Raw genomic sequence first — 16,308 nt, 5'->3', positions numbered from 1 at the left:
CCGCCGCCCGCCGCCGCAGACCGTCCCGACGTAGGAGCAGCACCCCGCAATGTTCGAGACCGTTCTGAGAATCACGTTCTCGCTCCTGGTCGTCCTGCTCCTGGTGTGGGGGCTGTCGAAGGTGGCCCGCAAGCCGCTGGCCGGGCGGAGCGGGGGACTGCTCACCGTGGTCGCCCGCCAGCAGCTGAGCCGCAACTCCTCCGTCGCGGTCGTCCGGGTGACCGACCGGGCCCTGGTGCTCGGCGTCACCGACGGCCAGGTGACCCTCCTGGCCGAGGCGGACCTGGAGGCCGTGGAGCGCTACGCGGAGCAGTCCGAGCAGCGCATCCCCGTCTCCCTGCCGGCCGTTCTCCCGTCAGCCGACTCCTCTCCGGCTGATGCGGGAACGGCCGGGCAGGGTCCCATCGAGGGCCCCCTCGCCGGGCTCGGCGCACTGCCCCGCTCGCTGGCCGCGCTGCGGCCCGGCGCGAAGGGCGCCGCCACCGGCGCCCTCCCCGGAACCGAGCCGGCCCGGACCGGCGCCCTGGCCGGATCGGCGCTCTCGCCCCGGACCTGGAAGACCGCCCTGGAACTCCTGCGCGAACGGACGGCTCGCAACTGATGAAGCGCATCCTCAGCCTGGCCCTGACCGGCCTGGCCGTGGCAGGCACGCTCGTGCTCGGCGCGTCGGCGGCCTCCGCGGCCACCCAGCCGGTACGGACCGCCACCGCCGTCTCCACCGCGACCGCCGCCGCGGGCACCGCCACCGCCGCCTCCACCGGTACGGCCTCCGCCGCGCTCACCCCGCTGGCCTCGCCCGGCCCCGAGGGCCCGACCGGCCCCGGCAAGGACTCGGTGACGATCGACCTCAACGGCGTGGGCGGCAAGCCCAGCCAGTCGATCGTCCTCATGCTGGGCCTGACGGTGCTGTCCGTGGCGCCGGCGATCCTGCTGCTCTGCACCAGCTTCACCAAGATCTTCGTGGTGCTCAGCATCACCCGCAACGCGCTGGGCCTGGCCAACGTCCCGCCGAACCAGGTGCTGGCCGGTCTGGCGATCTTCATCAGCCTGTTCATCATGGGCCCGGTCGCCTCGGACGTGAACGACAAGGCGATCCAGCCCTACCTTAAGGGCGAGAAGAGCGTCTCGCAGGCCGTCGAGGCCGGCACCCCGGCGGTGCGGGAGTTCCTGACCAAGCACACCCGCAAGGACGACCTGGCGCTCTTCACCAAGATCGCCGACCAGCCGAAGCCGGCCAACGCCGACGCGGTGCCGATGACCACGCTCATCCCGGCGTTCGTCCTGTCGGAGCTGCGGGCCGCGTTCATCATCGGGTTCGTCATCTACGTGCCGTTCCTCATCATCGATCTGGTCATCTCGGCCGCTCTGATGTCGATGGGCATGATGATGCTCCCGCCGGTCACGGTGGCGATGCCCTTCAAACTCCTGCTCTTCGTGCTCGTCAACGGCTGGGGACTCATCGTGACGTCCCTGGTCGGCAGTTACCAGTAGCCCGGCTTCCAGGTAAGGACCTCCACGACCGTGACCGACACCCAGGTGCTGCACATCGGCACCCAGGCCATGACGCTCGCCACCAAGCTGGGCGCCCCGATCCTGGTGACCGCGCTGCTCATCGGTTTCGTCATCTCGCTCTTCCAGTCGGTGACCCAGATCCAGGAGGTCACCCTCTCCTTCGTGCCCAAGGCGGCCGGGGTGTGCGTGGCCCTCATCTTCAGCGGCAACTGGATGCTGCACGAGATGGTGGCGTTCACCACGCAGCTGTTCGACCAGGTCCCGCAGCTCATCCACGGCGGCTGAGCCGGTGGAGGGGATGCTGTCGGAGACCACGCTGGTCGCGCTGCTGCTGGCCTCGGTCCGGTCGGCCGCCTGGCTGCTGATCAGCCCGCCGTTCAACAACAAGGCGATCCCCGGCCAGGTCAAGGCGCTGCTCGCGGTCGCGATCGCGCTGCCGCTGGCCCCCAAGCTGGCCGCCCAGATCTCCGACGTCTCCCCCGCCGCCATGCTGGTCGTCGCCGTCGAGCAGGCCGTGGTCGGCGTCGCCCTCGGCTTCCTGACCGCCATGGTCTTCGCCGCGGTCCAGGCCGCCGGAGACCTCCTGGACATCTTCGGCGGCTTCTCCCTGGCCACCGCCTTCGACCCGATGTCGATGTCGTCCAACTCGGTGTTCGGCAAGTTCTACGGCCTGCTCTGCACCACGCTGCTGCTGGTCAGCGGCGGCTACCAGTTCGTGCTGCTGGGCTTCACCCAGACCTACCGGCTGCTCCCGCTGGACGGCGCCCTGTCGCTGGACACCCTCAGCGAGCTGATCACCGGCGGCCTGGCCGAGCTGTTCGTCTCCGCCCTGCAGATCGCCGGCCCGATCATCGCGGTGCTGTTCATCGCCGACCTCGCGCTCGGCCTGCTCAGCAAGGCCGCCCCGGCCCTGAACGCCTTCTCCCTCGGATTCCCGGTGAAGATCTTCCTGACCCTGGCCCTGGCCGGCATCGCCATCTCGGTGCTGCCCGGCGTGATCGACGGGCTGACCGACCGCGCGGTGCGCATGATGACGGGACTGGCGAACGGATGAGCGGCGGAGGCGGCGGCGAGAAGACCGAGCAGCCCACAGCGAAGAAGAAGCAGGACGCGCAGAAGGAAGGGCAGATCGCCCGGACGCCGGACTTCGCTGCGTGGGCGTCGATGCTGGCGGCGGGCGTGCTCATGCCGATGGTGCTGGAGGACTCGGTCGAGGCGGCCGAGGGCGTCATGCTCCGGGTGGGCGAGGTCATCGAGAACCCCGACCCGGCGCTGGGGCTGCAGATCCTCATCTCCGGCCTGGGCGACGCCATGCTGGCCGTCGCGCCGATCGCGGCCGCCACCGTGGTCATCACTCTGGCCGCCGCCGCGGCCCAGGGCGGCCTGAAGCCGGCCACCAAGCTGTTCAAGCCGCAGTTCAAGAAGCTCAACCCGCTGCAGGGCCTGAAGCGGATGTTCGGCGGGCAGGCGCTGTGGGAGAGCGCCAAGGCGCTGATGAAGACCGCCACGCTGACCGGCATCGCCTACATGGCGATCCGCGACCTGATCCCGATCCTGCTGGCCTCCGGCTCCCTGCCCCTGGGCGTGCTGCTGTCCAGCGCCGGCGACGCGATCCTGTCGCTGATGCGCTTCGCGGGCGCCACCGGCCTGGCGCTGGCCGCCGCCGACTACGCGATGGCGCGCCGCCGCATCGGCAAGCAGCTGAGGATGACCAAGCAGGAGGTCAAGGAGGAGTACAAGCGCTCCGAGGGCGACCCCCACGTCAAGGGGCAGATCCGCGCCCGCCAGCAGGCGATGGCCCGCAACCGCATGATGGCCGACGTCCCCACCGCCGACGTGGTCCTGGTCAACCCCACCCACGTCGCGGTGGCGCTGCGCTACGACCCGGCCAAGGGCGCCCCCCGCGTGGTCGCCAAGGGCTCCGGCACCATCGCGGCGAAGATCCGCGAGATCGCCGCCGAGAACCGCATCCCGATGGTCCAGGACGTCCCGCTGGCCCGCGCGCTGCACAAGAGCTGCGACATCGGCCAGGAGATCCCGGCCGAGATGTACGGCGCGATCGCCAAGGTGCTGGCCTTCGTGATGACCCTCAAGGCCAAGGGCTCCGCCGCCGGCACCCACCGCCTGGCCGCCTGAGAGCGGCACCGGCCGCCTCTGACCGCACGATACAGCCCTCCGAACGTCCGTTCGGAGGGCTTTCGCCGTTCCCCGGTGGGCGGACGGCCGAGGCGGGAGGTCCTGGCCGCAGGACCGTCGGGCGGGATCACGCAGGCCGCCACCGCACGGGACCCGGCTCGCCCTCCGGGGTCCGCTCGCCGGCTCCCGGAGCTGAGGGAAACGCGAGTGCGCTGTCCCTATAAGAGAAGAAGATCCTATTTTGTTACCGTGTGTGAGTATCACGCTACGTAATATATTTGACGCCCGGTTTGCCATTTTCGTGACGGACAGTTAGTGTGACCGGGAAGCCGCAGGCAGGGGCATATGCCTGCGGCATCCAGCGGGTACGCGATGATCCGGGACGGCCTCAACGGCGCTTGACGGCGCACGTAGGAATTCGGCCGCCTAGCCGTTCCGGGGAGCCAATGGCGAGACCGAACCCAGCCGTCATCTGACGTCCTTCCACCGAGGGCGTCCGGGTTCTTCTTCGTCGTGGGAGTCCTTGCCATGCCCGCCTGCTCCGCGCCTCCGCCGTGCGCTCCGCTCTCCGCCTCCGCCCTCCGGGCGATCGCCGGGGGTGCCTGAGATGTACGCCAACAGCGCCCTCGCGCTCACCGGCGCCGGAATGAGCGTGGCCGGCTCCGTCGCCCTCCCGCCGCTGCACTCCGGCTCCTCCGCCGCCGACGCCGCCATGGCTCCCGCCGCGGACGTGGCCCGCACCCTGCTCATGATCACCGGCGCGGGCTTCGGCCTCTTCCTGCTGGCCATGGCCCTCCTGCTGGCCGCCGGCGCCGTACTGCGCGGCGTCGACGCCGCCCGCCGCCGCCGCGCCCTGCCGCGGGCCGACCGCCGCGCCCGTCACACCGCCGACGGCGCCGAGGGCCGGAACCGGGTGGCGGAGCTGCTGCGATGAGCCCCCTGCTCTGGCTGAGCTCGGCGGTCATCGTGCTCGGGCTCGGCTACACCTGCGTGATGTTCGTGCTGTCGCGGGGCGTGCGCCGCCCCGCCCGACCGGCCGAGCCCGCGCCGTTCTACGTCTTCCTGATGGCCTGCCTGGACGAGGAGAAGGTGCTCGCCGCCAGCCTGCAGCGGCTGCGCGGCCTGCCCGGCGACCTCGCGGTGCTGGTCGTCGACGACGCCTCCTCCGACGCCACCGCCGACATCGTCCGCGACGCCGCGGCCGAGGACGGCCGGATCTGGCTGCTGCAGCGCACGCTGCCGGACGCCCGCCGCGGCAAGGGCGCGGCCCTCAACGCGGGCCTGGCCCACCTGCTGGACTCCGGGCTGCTGGCCGGGCGCGACCCCGACCGGGTCGTCGTGTGCGTGCTCGACGCCGACGGGCGCCTGGACACCGACGCCCTGGAGGAGGTCACGCCGTACTTCGCCGACCCCGGCACCGGCGCGGTCCAGGTCGGCGTGCGGATGTACAACCGGCACACCGGCCTGCTGGCCCGGCTGCAGGACATGGAGTTCGTCGTCTACACCGACGTCTTCCAGAACGGCCGCCGCCACCTGGGCAGCGTCGGCCTCGGCGGCAACGGCCAGTTCATGCGGCTGAGCGCGCTCACCCGGCTGGGCGCCGACCCGTGGAGCGACTGCCTGACCGAGGACCTCGACCTCGGCGTGCGCATGCTCGCCACCGGCTGGCAGAACCGGTTCTGCCACACCACCGCCGTGCACCAGCAGGCGGTCCTGTCGCCCAAGCGGCTGGTACGGCAGCGCTCGCGCTGGTTCCAGGGCCACCTGCAGGCCGGCAGGCTGCTGCCGCTGGTCATCCGCCGCGCGCCGTTCGCCGCCGCGCCGGACCTGGTCTACCACCTGCTCAGCCCGTGGTTCCTGCTGCTGACCTCGCTGCTGCCGCTGGCGTTCCTCGCCTCCGGCGCGGCCCTGGCGCTGGCCTCGCTGCAGGCCGGGCAGAGCGTGGTCTCGCCCGCCGTGTTCGCCGCCTGGTACGCGCTCTCCTTCGGCGTCGGCCTGATCTACGGCTACGTGTACTGGCGCCGCGACCGCGAGCTGGGCCTGCTGCGCTCGCTGCTGCTGGGGCACGCGTTCGTGCTCTACGGCTACCAGTGGTTCGCGGCCGGCTGGTGGGCGGTGGGGCGCGCCCTCTCCGGCCGCCAGAGCTGGCTCAAGACCGCCCGCACCTGACGCGGACCGCACCCGGCGCAGACCCCGCACCTGACGCGGACCGCCGCCGCCTCCACACCCGTCCCCGGCCCGTGCCGCCGCATCCGGCCGCCGGACCGGGCCACCCGACCGCCGCCTCGCCCCGGGACTGACATGACCGCATCGCCCCGCTCCCGCTCCCGCCTCCGCGCACTGGCCCTGACCGTGCTGACGGCGCTGACCGCCGGGCTGCTCCTGGCCGCCGGCTCGGCTCCGCAGTCCGCGGCCACCGCCCGGGCGGGCGGCTTCACCGGCGGCCTGGCCGGCACCGGCCGCTCCACGCTCGTGCTGTACGACACGACCGGCCGGTGGGCGCCGACCGGCGAGCTGTACGCCGCCCAGGCCGCCAACCTGACCGGCCACTTCGGCACGTTCACCGCCCTGCCGGTGACGTCCTACACCGCCGGCACGATGGACTCCTACACCGCCGTGGTCTACGTCGGCTCCACCTACGACGAGCCGCTGCCGGAGGCGTTCCTGGCCGACGTGCGCGCCGCCGTGCGCCCGGTGATCTGGCTGAACAACAACATCTGGCAGCTGGCCGCCTCCAGCCCCACCTTCGCCGCCGACCACGGCTGGGCGCCGTCCTCGTTCGACCAGGGTGCCATCGACAAGGTCGTCTACAAGGGCCGCACCCTCGCCCGCGACACCGCCGACACCGCCGGCGTGATGGCCTACGCCACGCTCGACGAGACCAAGGCGAAGGTCCTGGCCACCGCCGTGCGCACCGACGGGACCCGCCTGCCCTGGGCGGTGCGCTCGGGCAACCTGACCTACGTCGGCGAGATGCCCTTCGCCTACACCGTGACGGCCGGCCGCTACCTGGCCTTCGCCGACCTGCTGTTCGACGCGCTCGCCCCGGAGACCGCCGAGCGCCACCGGGCCCTGCTCCGCCTGGAGGACATCGGCCCCGCGGCCGACCCGGCCGGCCTCATGGCGGTCGCCGCCGAGCTGAAGAAGCGCCGCGTCCCCTACTCCTTCGGCGTCTACACCCTGCACCGGGAGCCGGAGAAGGACGTCGAGATCCGGCTGCGGGACCGGCCCGAGGTCGTCGCGGCGATCAAGTACATGCTCGCCAACGGCGGCACGATGATCATGCACGGCTACACCCACCAGTACGGCACCAAGGCCAACCCCTACAACGGCGCCAGCGGCGACGACTTCGAGTTCTACGCCACCCACGTCGACGAGAAGGACTACGTGGTCTACGACGGCCCCGTCGCCGGCGACTCCTTCGAATGGGCGCAGGGCCGCCTGGACGCCGCGGCGGCGGAGTTCCGCGCCTCCGGCCTGCCGGTGCCGACGATCTTCGAGTTCCCGCACTACGCCGGGTCGGCCGAGGACTACCGGGCGGTGCGCTCGCGCTTCGCCGCCCGCTACGAGCGCGGCATGTACTTCGCCGGCACGCTGTCGGGCACCGCCGTACGGTACGACCACTCGGCCGGGCAGTTCTTCCCCTACACCGTCACCGACGTCTACGGCTCCAAGGTGATCCCGGAGAACCTCGGCAACCTCATCCCCACCGGCTACAACAACCACCCGTCGGTGCTCCCGGCCGACCTGGTCGAGGCCGCCGAGGCCAACCTCGTCGTCCGCGACGGGGTGGCCAGCTTCTTCTACCACCCCTACCTCGGCACCGGGCGGCTCGGTGAGATCATCGACGGCATCAAGAGCCTGGGCTACACGTTCGTGCCCGCGAGCGCGATGTAGGCCGGACGGGGGACCGGGCACAGGGTGTACGGCGGGCGCGGGCCGCCCGCCGTACGGCCGGTGTCACTCTGGGTGGAGAACGCGGTGATCGATTTGCCGCGCTGGTGACCGAAAGTTACTCTGGACGAGAACCCGCAGGTAGGGGCATATGCCGCGGTAGTTCACGGGGTACGCGATGATCCGGGACGGCCTCAACGGCGCCTGACGGCGCACGTAGGAATTCGGCCGCCTAGCCGTTCCGGGGAGCCAATGGCGAGACCGAACCCACACCCTGTCATGCGACGCCCCGGCGGCGTCGATCTCGCTTCGTTGTGGGGGTCTTCCCGTATGCCCGCTTCCTCCCTCCGGCGCAGGGCCGTCCTGCCCGCGCTGGCGGCCCTGCTCTCCGCCGTGCTGCTGCTCACCACCGGCCTCGCGACACCGACCGCGTCCGCGTCCGCCGCGTCCGCGTCCGCCAGGGCCAAGGCCTTCACCGGCGGCCTGGCCGGCACCGGCCGCTCCACGCTCGTGCTGTACGACACGACCGGCCAGTGGGGCTGGCTGGGCGAGCTGTACGCCGCCCAGACCGCCAACCTGACCGGCCACTTCGGCACGTTCGCCGCGCTGCCCGTCTCGGCGTACACCGCCGGCGCCATGGACGCCTACACCGCGGTGGTCTACGTCGGCTCCACCTACGACGAGCCGCTGCCGGAGGCGTTCCTGGCCGACGTGCGCGACGCCGACCGCCCGGTGATCTGGATGAACAACAACATCTGGCAGCTCACCGCCTCCATCCCCACCTTCGCCGCCGACTACGGCTGGATGTGGTCGCAGTTCGACTTCGGCACCGTCGAGGGCGTCGTCTACAAGGGCAGGGACCTGTCGCGCGACGGCCGCAACGCCTCCGGCATCATGGACTACGCCTCGGTCGACGAGACCAAGGCCGAGGTCCTGGCCGCCGCGGTGCGCGAGAACGGCACGCGGATCCCGTGGGCGGTCCGCTCGGGCGAGCTGACCTACATCGGTGAGATCCCCTTCGCCTACACCACCGCCTCCGACCGCTACCTGGTCTTCTCCGACCTGCTGTTCGACGCGCTCGCCCCGCAGACCAAGGAGCGCCACCGGGCCCTGCTCCGTCTGGAGGACATCGGCCCCAACGCCGAGCCGGCCGAGCTGATGAAGATCGCCGTCGAGCTGAAGCGCCGGAAGATCCCCTACTCCTTCGGCGTCTACACCGTCTACAAGGAGCCGGGCAAGACCGTCGCGCTCCGGCAGCGCCCCCTGGTGGTCGCGGCGATCAAGTACATGCTCGCCAACGGCGGCACGATGATCGCCCACGGCTACACCCACCAGTACACCGACGCGCCCAACCCCTACAACGGCACCAGCGGCGACGACTTCGAGTTCTACACCGCGCACGTCGACGAGCAGAACTACGTCCGCTACGACGGCCCCGTGGCCGAGGACTCCCCCGCCTGGGCGGCGGACCGGATCGAGAAGATGAAGGCGGAGTTCCGCGCCGCCCGGCTCCCGGTGCCGCAGTACTTCGAGTTCCCGCACTACGCCGGGTCCGCCGTGGACTACGAGGCCGTCCGCCGGGCCGGGTTCAAGGCCCGCTACGAGCGCAGCCTCTACTTCGCCGGCACGCTCTCGGGCACGGCGCCGCAGTACGACCACATGGCCGGGCAGTTCTTCCCCTACACCGTCACCGACGTCTACGGCTCCAAGGTGATCCCGGAGAACGTCGGCAACATCGAGCCGGAGTCCTTCAACAACCACCCGGTGGTCCTCCCGGCCGACCTGGTCAAGGCCGCCCGGGCCAACCTCGCCGTCCGCGACGGCGTGGCCAGCTTCTTCTACCACCCCTACCTCGGCACCAAGTGGCTGCTGGAGACCGTCGACGGCATCAGGAAGCTCGGCTACACCTTCGTGCCGGCCTCCGCGATGTAGGCACCGGCGGCGCGAAAAGAAAAGGGGGAGGGGACACGGCGTGTGCCGTGTCCCCTCCCCCTTGCGCGCACCGCGCGGATCCCCGTCCCGGGAAGCCCCGCGTTCCGCCTCGCCGCCCGGTTCCGCGGCGGCGGCCCCGCGTCAGGACGCGTACTGCGGGTAGCCGTAGCCGGCGACCTGGGACTTGGGCCGGACGCGCTCCTCGACCTTGCCGTTGCCGGTGTTGCCCTCGATGGTGGAGATGGTGCCGTCGCCGTTGTCCTTCTTGACCAGGCCGACGTGGTCGATGCCGGACAGGTCGTCGCCCTGCTCCCAGTCGAAGAAGACGACCGCGCCCGGGGTGGCCTTCTTGCCCCACTTGCCGTTGGCCTCGAACCACTCGGCGTAGGTCACGGTGTAGGCGTCCCAGCCGACGGTGGTCCGCATGCCGGTCTGCTCGCCGACCCAGGAGACGAACATCGCGCACCAGGGGGCGTCGGAGTAGGCCTTGACGCTGCCGCCGTCGCGCTCGACGGTCTCCTGCGCCCGCTGGGACTTCATGTACCACTTGTGGAACTTGGTGCCGCCGCCGTCGGAGTTCTCCTCCACGCCGACCTGCGTCCGGGCGACCTTCAGCAGGGCGTCCGCCGTCACCCGCGGCTTGGCGGCCTGGGGCTGCGCCGGAGCCGGGGCCGCGGCCTGCAGCGGGGCCTGCGCGGGGGCCGGGGCCTGCGGCGCGGTGTCGGCGTGGGCCGTACCGGTGGTCAGGGCGGTCCCGGCGGCCAGGGCCAGGCCGAGGGCGGCGGTGAGGGTGCGGGTGCGGGCGGTGGTGGCAGTCATGGGAAGAGAAGATCCTTCGTCAGGGTGCAGGTCATCCCTCGGCCGGAGGGCGGTGCTCGGGTTTTCAGGCCGTTGCGACCGTCGTCCGGTCGACTCCCTCCAGTAAGCCGTCCGGATGTAGCACACAAAGTGCACCCAAGGTGCAGAACGGTTGCCGCCCTCGAGAAGCCCTCAGATCTGTCCGGGAACGGCCGATGCTCGCCTTTCTCCCATCCGGCGGCCGCGATTTCCCCGGATCCGCCGCGACCCCCTCCGGCGCCCGCGGAGAAGGAGGCGCCGGCGTTCCGCCGACGCCGGAGGGCGGTGGGCGGGAACGGCCGGCGCCGGGGCGTACGCCCGCCCGCGCTCCGGCGCACCCTCCGGACCGGGAAGCGCATAGCGGGACGTATGGATAAAACCGCGAAAAGGTATGGGATTCGCCTTTAATGCGAGCACCCCGGGCCCTGACCGGAGAACGTCGAATCTTTTTCGCGACGCGCCGGGGGAACTGCTCGATCGGAGATTCGCCAATTCGATATAACTGCAGTCATGAGTGGAAGCAAACGCGGACCTGATCCGAAGTGGGGACCTGTGAAGCAGCACCCCTTGCGGGTGCCCGTAGACCTGCTCGGAGACATCAAAGCCTCCGCCCAGCAGCGCGGATGTTCTGTGAACGAGTACATCGTCACGGTGCTCGCACGTGAGCATGACTACGTTCTGGCCCCGCCCCCGCGACCGGTGGCTCAGGAGCCGCTCCCACTCATCGAGGGACGGCAGCACGCAGCGGCGTGAACTTTACCGTTTTCACACGGAGGGAGATCCCGAAGGGTTAATCTACGACCGCTGATCGACAGCGGCCCATAAATGCGGAAGCCCCCGCGCTACCAGGCCTCAGAAACCGTACGCGAGGGACTTCCCCAATACACACACCAGATGACCAGGTTCGAAATCGTTTCGCACCGGCGCCGGCCCCGGACCGCCGTAGACGGTTCTGGATCGCGCCCCTGCGTTCCGAGCTCGATTCTGTATGTCGTCTGGGTCTTTACACCTGGAGACCACCATAGACGATGAGTCCCCGGGTCGGCCAGTGACGCCCGGAAACTGCCGTCTCCGCGTGTCCCGATCTCGACCCGTCCCCCAGAATATACGGTTTCGCTTTTCTATGTCCCCCATTGGCAAAAACACCTCCCGGCGTGTCCGCCGCATGCTGAACATCGTCGGCGGCGACCTGATCGTCGCGCCCTCCGTCGAGCTCTGGCTCGCCGCCGTCGCGGCCGACCCCGAGGACGCCTCGCGCCGCACGGACTGGTGGCGCAACACGAACGCCGTGATGCGGGCCCTCGCCCGCCGCATCGACGGACACATGATCACCTCGCCCAAGCGCGGCGGCACCTGGAGCGTCATGGCCGACGACGCCGGCGTCCGCCGCCGCACCTTCGCCGGGCGGCTCGCCTGGGCCAAGGAGCACGGCTACCTGCTGCAGATCACCGAGGGATCGACCCCCCGCTACCGGTCCGGCACCTTCTGCGGCCTGCTCGACGACGGCCTCGGCAACCTCGCCGCCGAGTACCTCCTCACCATCCCCGCCGGCGCGCTGCGGGGCCTCGGGCTCGGCGACGAGGAGGTGGCGGAGCTGCTCCGCGAGCCCGAGCCCCAGCCCATGATCCGCGAGCCCTTCCCCGCCATGTCCCAGGAGGAGTGGAAAGAGGCCCCCTGGCCTGTGGAAACGCTGCCTGTGCGCGAAATTTGCACCCCCCGGGTTTCAGCTTTTTCACCGCGAGAAAGTAAACCCCTACGTGCGCGCGACGCGCGTGATACACGGCCGCGCCGGCCGAGCGCAAGCCCTCCGACCACGAAACCCGAGCGGCTCTGGCCGAACACCGTCACGCCGGGGAAGAAATCGGACAGACTCGAAGCCTGCGAGCGGCTGCGCTACGAGGACCAGACGCTGCGCGGCGTGTCGGCGAAGTACCTGCGGTCGCTGCTGCGCCCCCTCTTCGCCGCCGGGGCGACCCTCGCCGACGCCAAGTACGTGATCAACCACCGGCCGGACGGGCGGCCGTGGCCCAACACCGACCCGCCGCGCAACCTCGTCGGCTGGGTCCGCCACCGGGTCGCGACCTGGTTCGACAAGGAGACCGGCCGACTCGCCGCCCCGCTGCCGTCCCAGGTCGTCGCCAGGGCCGACCGCAGGCGCCGGGCCGAACAGGCCGCCCGGGCCGAGGAGCGGGCCCGGCTGGAGGCCCGGCGCGTGGACCCGCCCGCGGAGCTGATCGGGCCGCTGCGGGCCCGGCTGCAGGCCATCGCCGCCGCCTCCCGGGAGCGCCGGAAGGCCTCCGCCGACCAGCCGGTCCCCGCGCGGGCCTCCCGGCCCGGCACCGACCGGCTCGGCCGCCGCTGGGGCTCTCCGGGTGCGGGGGCCGGCACGGCGATCGGGGCCTCGGTCTCGTGACGCACCGCCGATTCCGGACGGTGTAAATCTACCGTGTAAAGGTCCATCTTCGCAGATGTCCGTATATCTCATCAATGCATGGAGTGGTCGGAGAGCCGGAGGCGGACGACCCTCAGGAGACCGCGGACGCACCCTCCCGGCGCGGACCACCCGCCCCCGAACCCGGCCCGACCTCCCGATGCGCCCCGCCGCGCTCCTCGGACGGACCGCATCGGAGTACGGACCCCATTGACCGGACAAAGTCCTGAATCGGCCATTTACGGGAGAATCTGTTGACTCGCCAATCAAGATCCACTATGTCTTTGGGTCCAGAGGACTCCGAGACGAACGAGGCGGGAAAATGGCCGAGTCAGATTCCATGTCCACCCCGGGCAGCGCCCCGCCGGAGCCCGGACGGGAGGAGTACCGCGCCCTGCAGGCCGCGGCGTTCGACCGCATCGGAGAGCGCTACGACGAGGCCTTCCCGTACAAGGAGGGACAGGAGCGGGCCGGAGCCCGGCTGCTGCGCAGGCTGCCGCCCGGGGCCCGCGTCCTGGACGCCGGCTGCGGGACCGGCCTGCCCACCGCCCGGCAGCTGGCCGACGCCGGGATGGCCGTCACCGGGATCGACATCTCACCCGTCATGCTCGACCTGGCCCGCAAGAACGTGCCCGGGGCCCGGTTCCTCGAGGCCGACCTGCTGGACCCCGCCGACGCCCTCCGCGACGGCCCCGGCGACGCGATCGGCTCCTTCGACGCCGCCGTCGCCTTCTTCTCCCTGCTCATGCTGCCGCGCCGCGACATCGCGACGGCCCTGCGCCGCCTGCACGGCCTGCTGGTCCCCGGCGGGCTGCTCTGCCTGTCCATGGTCGAGATCGACATGGACGACGTGGGCTTCCAGTTCCTCGGCGCCCCCGTGCGCGTCACCGGATACCTCCGCGACGACCTGCGCGCCGTGGTCGAGGACGTCGGCTTCGAGGTCCTGGGCACCGACACCATCTCCTACGCCCCCGCCACCACGCAGGCCCCGCCCGAAGTCCAGCTCTTCCTCGACTGCCGGCGCCGTGGCGGCTGAACCGGCGCCGGAACGCCCCCCGACCCCGCCCGCCGTACCGCCGGACCTGGTGTTCCTGCACCGGGCCACCGCGCGCCTGGCCGAGGCGGACGACCCCGCCACGGCCGCCCGGCTGCTCTGCGCGGAGCTCGTGCCGCACCTGGCCGACGCCGCCCTGGTGCACCTGGCGGACCCGCCCGGACCCGCCTGCCGCCCGCCCGGCGGCCACCGCCGGGCGGCCGCCCTGTCCACCGGCGCCCCCGGCACCCCGGACCCGGCCGCGCACCTCGCGGCGGCCGCCGACCCCTCCCCCGGGAACCGCGCACGGGCCGCCGGCCAGGACGGCGGGCGGAACGCCGGGCCCGGCACGCACGCGCTGGCCGTACCCCTGGAGGCACGGGGGCAGCGGGTGGGCGGCGCGGTGCTGACCCGCGGTCCCGCCCGGCCGCCCTTCGACGGCGCCGACGCGCTGGTCGCCGGCCAGCTCGCCGCCGTCGCCGCGCTGACCGTCCACCACGCCCACGTGGAGCTCGCCCACGAGGCCGTCACCGAGGTCGTACGGCAGAGCCTGCGCCCCGCGCCCCCTCCCCCGCTGCCCGGCGTGGACCTCGCCCACCGCTACCGGCCCGGAGACCAGCGGATGCTGGTCGGCGGCGACTGGTTCGACGTCATCCCGCTCTCGGGCTGCCGGGTCGCCCTGGTCGTCGGCGACGTCATGGGCCACGGCCTGGAGGCCGCGGCCATCATGGCCCAGCTGCGCACCTCGGTGCAGACCCTCGCCGCCCTGGAGCTCCCGCCCGACCAGGTGCTGCGCTCGCTGGACGACATCGCCAGGCGCCTGGCCGACGACTCCATCACGACCTGCCTCTACGCGGTCTACGACCCCGTCGCGCGGCGCTGCTCCATCGCGAGCGCCGGCCACCTGCCGCCCGTCCTGGTGCGCCGGGACGGCACCGCGGAGCTGCTCGACCCGGGCCCGTCCACCGGGCTGCCGATCGGCCTGGGCCGGCCCCCGATCGAGACCACGGAGATCGCGGCGGAGGACGGCTGCACGCTCGTGCTCTACACCGACGGGCTGGTGGAGTGCCGCGGCGACGACATCGGCGACCGCCTGGAGCGGCTGCGCGCCACGGCCGGCACCGCGGACGGCCCGCTGGAGAAGACGTGCGACGCCCTGATGGCCCAGGCCGCCGGGACCGAGGACGACGTCACCCTGCTCATGGCGCGGTTCCGGGGCATCCCCAGCGAGCACGTCGCGGGCTGGTTCCTGGAACCGCACAACCGGACGCCGGGCCAGGTCCGGGCGCTGGTCCGGCGGACCCTGCACGAGTGGGGACTGGAACATCTCAGCGGGCGGGTGGAGGCGGCGGCCGGCGAGCTGGTCGCCAACGCCTGCCGGCACGCCACCCGGCTCGTCTCGGTGCGCCTGGTGCTGACCGACGTCGTGCTGTTCGAGGTGGGCGACGACGACCACCGGCTCCCGGTGCTGCGCTCCCCGGGCGATCTCGACGAGTCCGGCAGGGGCCTGCACGTCGTCGCGGGACTGACCGAGCGCTGGGGCTCGACCCGGGTCGCCGGCGGCAAGACCGTCTGGTTCACCTGCGGGACCTGAACTCTCCGCCCCGGTCGGGAAAACGACTGTGCGACCCTTACGGATTTACATTGTAAATCCGTAAGGGTCGCACAGCACGGAACGATCAGCCGTAGAGACGGCCCACGATCGAACTGGCCCAGCGCATCCGCTGGACGACGAGCTCGGGGTGCTCCCCGAACTCCTGGGCCAGCGCCGCGGCGCAGCCCTCCTCGCCTCCGTGCAGGACGATCGCCTGGGAGATCATGGCGTCCGCGTCCTCGCGGTCCAGCAGGACGGAGGCGGACACGGGCGCGAGGGCCAGAGCCTCGGCTCGGACGGTGTTGTTCAGCTCGATGGTCATCAGGTCGTCATCTCCTCATCCGCCTGGCGTCGGATGGCTCTCCGTCGACGCTTCAATCTATTGGTATTGACTGTGATCCGGGTCACGTTCCCGGTTGCGCTGCGGGCGCGGATTGGTTGCGCCCGGTGCCTGCGGCGGGGCATCGCCACGGGCACCGGGCACGCTTCAGGGGCGGTGCGTCGGAGATCTCAGGGCACTGCCCGGAATCCGGAGGCACCGCGGGCCGGGACCGCGGCGGGCGGGGTGGAGGGCGGCCGGGCGCGGGGCGGTGACGGCTCCGGCGCTCAGGGCCGTGCCGTACGGCAGTGCGCGGGCCGGTGGACCGGTGGGGGTCGTCGCGCGGGCACGCCGGCGCGATCGATCGCCGTTGCGGCGCATCCTGTGTCCCTTCCATGGCGCCCGGGAGCTCCCCCGCGTGCGGCGTCCCTGCCGCTGCGGGCGGCGGCCGCCGGAGCGGCCGTCGCGGGCTCGAGCGAGAAGCTCGATGACCCCGCATCGGCATCCCGGGCGGCGTCCTGAGGGAAACCCGGAAAAGGTGGCGGACAAGGCGGTTCCGGTCCCCGGTCTTCCTCAGGTGGCGTCGGCGAAGGCCGATGGAAGGGCTGCGTATGAGAGAG

Annotated in this window: 14 protein-coding genes; 12 read left to right on the top strand and 2 right to left on the bottom strand. The window is 71.8% G+C overall.

Translation table 11 applies throughout. The features are described 5' to 3' along the window. The first annotated feature begins 49 nt into the window (after positions 1-49). The 9 genes from fliO to HS048_RS36045 all read left to right on the top strand — a co-directional run bounded on the left by fliO (position 50) and on the right by HS048_RS36045 (position 9,474). Complete coding sequence (gene fliO, locus HS048_RS36085; RefSeq protein ID WP_068904040.1) at positions 50-601, top strand: flagellar biosynthetic protein FliO; 552 nt, start codon at positions 50-52, stop codon at positions 599-601. After that, a complete protein-coding gene (gene fliP, locus HS048_RS36080) occupies positions 601-1,491 on the top strand; it encodes a flagellar type III secretion system pore protein FliP (protein ID WP_196470323.1) in 891 nt (296 codons plus the stop codon). Before fliO ends, fliP begins: the two co-directional genes overlap by 1 nt. Positions 1,492-1,521: 30 nt before the next feature. Then, positions 1,522-1,797, top strand: coding sequence for a flagellar biosynthesis protein FliQ (gene fliQ, locus HS048_RS36075; protein ID WP_068904043.1), 276 nt, complete (start codon positions 1,522-1,524; stop codon positions 1,795-1,797). 13 nt (positions 1,798-1,810) lie between these two features. Then, positions 1,811-2,566, top strand: coding sequence for a flagellar biosynthetic protein FliR (locus tag HS048_RS36070; RefSeq protein WP_068904045.1), 756 nt, complete (start codon positions 1,811-1,813; stop codon positions 2,564-2,566). Further along, positions 2,563-3,648: a flagellar biosynthesis protein FlhB gene (locus HS048_RS36065; protein ID WP_068904046.1), complete on the top strand. Its 1,086-nt coding sequence runs from the start codon at positions 2,563-2,565 to the stop codon at positions 3,646-3,648. The genes HS048_RS36070 and HS048_RS36065 overlap by 4 nt, the downstream gene beginning before the upstream one ends. Before the next feature lie 607 nt (positions 3,649-4,255). Next, positions 4,256-4,582, top strand: coding sequence for a hypothetical protein (locus HS048_RS36060; protein WP_068904048.1), 327 nt, complete (start codon positions 4,256-4,258; stop codon positions 4,580-4,582). Beyond that, complete coding sequence (locus HS048_RS36055; RefSeq protein WP_068904049.1) at positions 4,579-5,817, top strand: glycosyltransferase family 2 protein; 1,239 nt, start codon at positions 4,579-4,581, stop codon at positions 5,815-5,817. Before HS048_RS36060 ends, HS048_RS36055 begins: the two co-directional genes overlap by 4 nt. Positions 5,818-5,949: 132 nt before the next feature. Next, the gene (locus tag HS048_RS36050) at positions 5,950-7,545 is read left to right on the top strand and encodes a DUF2334 domain-containing protein (protein WP_196470322.1); all 1,596 of its coding nucleotides are present in this window, start codon (positions 5,950-5,952) and stop codon (positions 7,543-7,545) included. A gap of 327 nt (positions 7,546-7,872) precedes the next feature. Beyond that, positions 7,873-9,474 carry a DUF2334 domain-containing protein gene (locus HS048_RS36045; RefSeq protein WP_196470321.1) on the top strand — a complete coding sequence of 534 codons (1,602 nt, stop codon included), beginning with the start codon at positions 7,873-7,875 and terminating at the stop codon, positions 9,472-9,474. A gap of 141 nt (positions 9,475-9,615) precedes the next feature. Here the strand turns inward: HS048_RS36045 and HS048_RS36040 are convergent, their stop codons facing one another. Then, positions 9,616-10,293 (bottom strand): CHAP domain-containing protein, encoded by a 678-nt coding sequence (locus HS048_RS36040; RefSeq protein ID WP_068904053.1) that lies wholly within the window; start codon positions 10,291-10,293, stop codon positions 9,616-9,618. Positions 10,294-11,476: 1,183 nt separating this feature from the next. Here HS048_RS36040 and HS048_RS36035 point away from each other — a divergent pair. From HS048_RS36035 to HS048_RS39055, 3 genes are all read left to right on the top strand, one after another. Continuing rightward, positions 11,477-12,724 (top strand): hypothetical protein, encoded by a 1,248-nt coding sequence (locus HS048_RS36035; RefSeq protein WP_196470320.1) that lies wholly within the window; start codon positions 11,477-11,479, stop codon positions 12,722-12,724. A gap of 340 nt (positions 12,725-13,064) precedes the next feature. Next, positions 13,065-13,778 carry a class I SAM-dependent methyltransferase gene (locus HS048_RS36030; RefSeq protein WP_374058808.1) on the top strand — a complete coding sequence of 238 codons (714 nt, stop codon included), beginning with the start codon at positions 13,065-13,067 and terminating at the stop codon, positions 13,776-13,778. Next, a complete protein-coding gene (locus HS048_RS39055) occupies positions 13,768-15,369 on the top strand; it encodes an ATP-binding SpoIIE family protein phosphatase (protein ID WP_084009077.1) in 1,602 nt (533 codons plus the stop codon). Before HS048_RS36030 ends, HS048_RS39055 begins: the two co-directional genes overlap by 11 nt. Before the next feature lie 85 nt (positions 15,370-15,454). Here the strand turns inward: HS048_RS39055 and HS048_RS36020 are convergent, their stop codons facing one another. Beyond that, positions 15,455-15,691 (bottom strand): hypothetical protein, encoded by a 237-nt coding sequence (locus tag HS048_RS36020; RefSeq protein WP_068904059.1) that lies wholly within the window; start codon positions 15,689-15,691, stop codon positions 15,455-15,457. Positions 15,692-16,308 lie beyond the last annotated feature (617 nt).

The sequence above is a fragment of the Planomonospora sp. ID91781 genome (assembly GCF_015711595.1).
GTDB lineage: Bacteria > Actinomycetota > Actinomycetes > Streptosporangiales > Streptosporangiaceae > Planomonospora > Planomonospora parontospora.
Note: the sequence above shows the minus strand (reverse complement) of the source record. Positions and strands in the feature narration are given on the sequence as shown.

What these genes read in the sequence shown, in the direction of transcription:
- fliO (WP_068904040.1), top strand. Translation starts at nt 50, where the DNA reads ATGTTCGAGACCGTTCTGAGAATCACGTTCTCGCTCCTGGTCGTCCTG.
- fliP (WP_196470323.1), top strand. Translation starts at nt 601, where the DNA reads ATGAAGCGCATCCTCAGCCTGGCCCTGACCGGCCTGGCCGTGGCAGGC.
- HS048_RS36070 (WP_068904045.1), top strand. Translation starts at nt 1,811, where the DNA reads ATGCTGTCGGAGACCACGCTGGTCGCGCTGCTGCTGGCCTCGGTCCGG.
- HS048_RS36065 (WP_068904046.1), top strand. Translation starts at nt 2,563, where the DNA reads ATGAGCGGCGGAGGCGGCGGCGAGAAGACCGAGCAGCCCACAGCGAAG.
- HS048_RS36060 (WP_068904048.1), top strand. Translation starts at nt 4,256, where the DNA reads ATGTACGCCAACAGCGCCCTCGCGCTCACCGGCGCCGGAATGAGCGTG.
- HS048_RS36055 (WP_068904049.1), top strand. Translation starts at nt 4,579, where the DNA reads ATGAGCCCCCTGCTCTGGCTGAGCTCGGCGGTCATCGTGCTCGGGCTC.
- HS048_RS36050 (WP_196470322.1), top strand. Translation starts at nt 5,950, where the DNA reads ATGACCGCATCGCCCCGCTCCCGCTCCCGCCTCCGCGCACTGGCCCTG.
- HS048_RS36045 (WP_196470321.1), top strand. Translation starts at nt 7,873, where the DNA reads ATGCCCGCTTCCTCCCTCCGGCGCAGGGCCGTCCTGCCCGCGCTGGCG.
- HS048_RS36040 (WP_068904053.1), bottom strand. Translation starts at nt 10,293, where the DNA reads ATGACTGCCACCACCGCCCGCACCCGCACCCTCACCGCCGCCCTCGGC.
- HS048_RS36035 (WP_196470320.1), top strand. Translation starts at nt 11,477, where the DNA reads ATGCTGAACATCGTCGGCGGCGACCTGATCGTCGCGCCCTCCGTCGAG.
- HS048_RS36030 (WP_374058808.1), top strand. Translation starts at nt 13,065, where the DNA reads ATGGCCGAGTCAGATTCCATGTCCACCCCGGGCAGCGCCCCGCCGGAG.
- HS048_RS36020 (WP_068904059.1), bottom strand. Translation starts at nt 15,691, where the DNA reads ATGACCATCGAGCTGAACAACACCGTCCGAGCCGAGGCTCTGGCCCTC.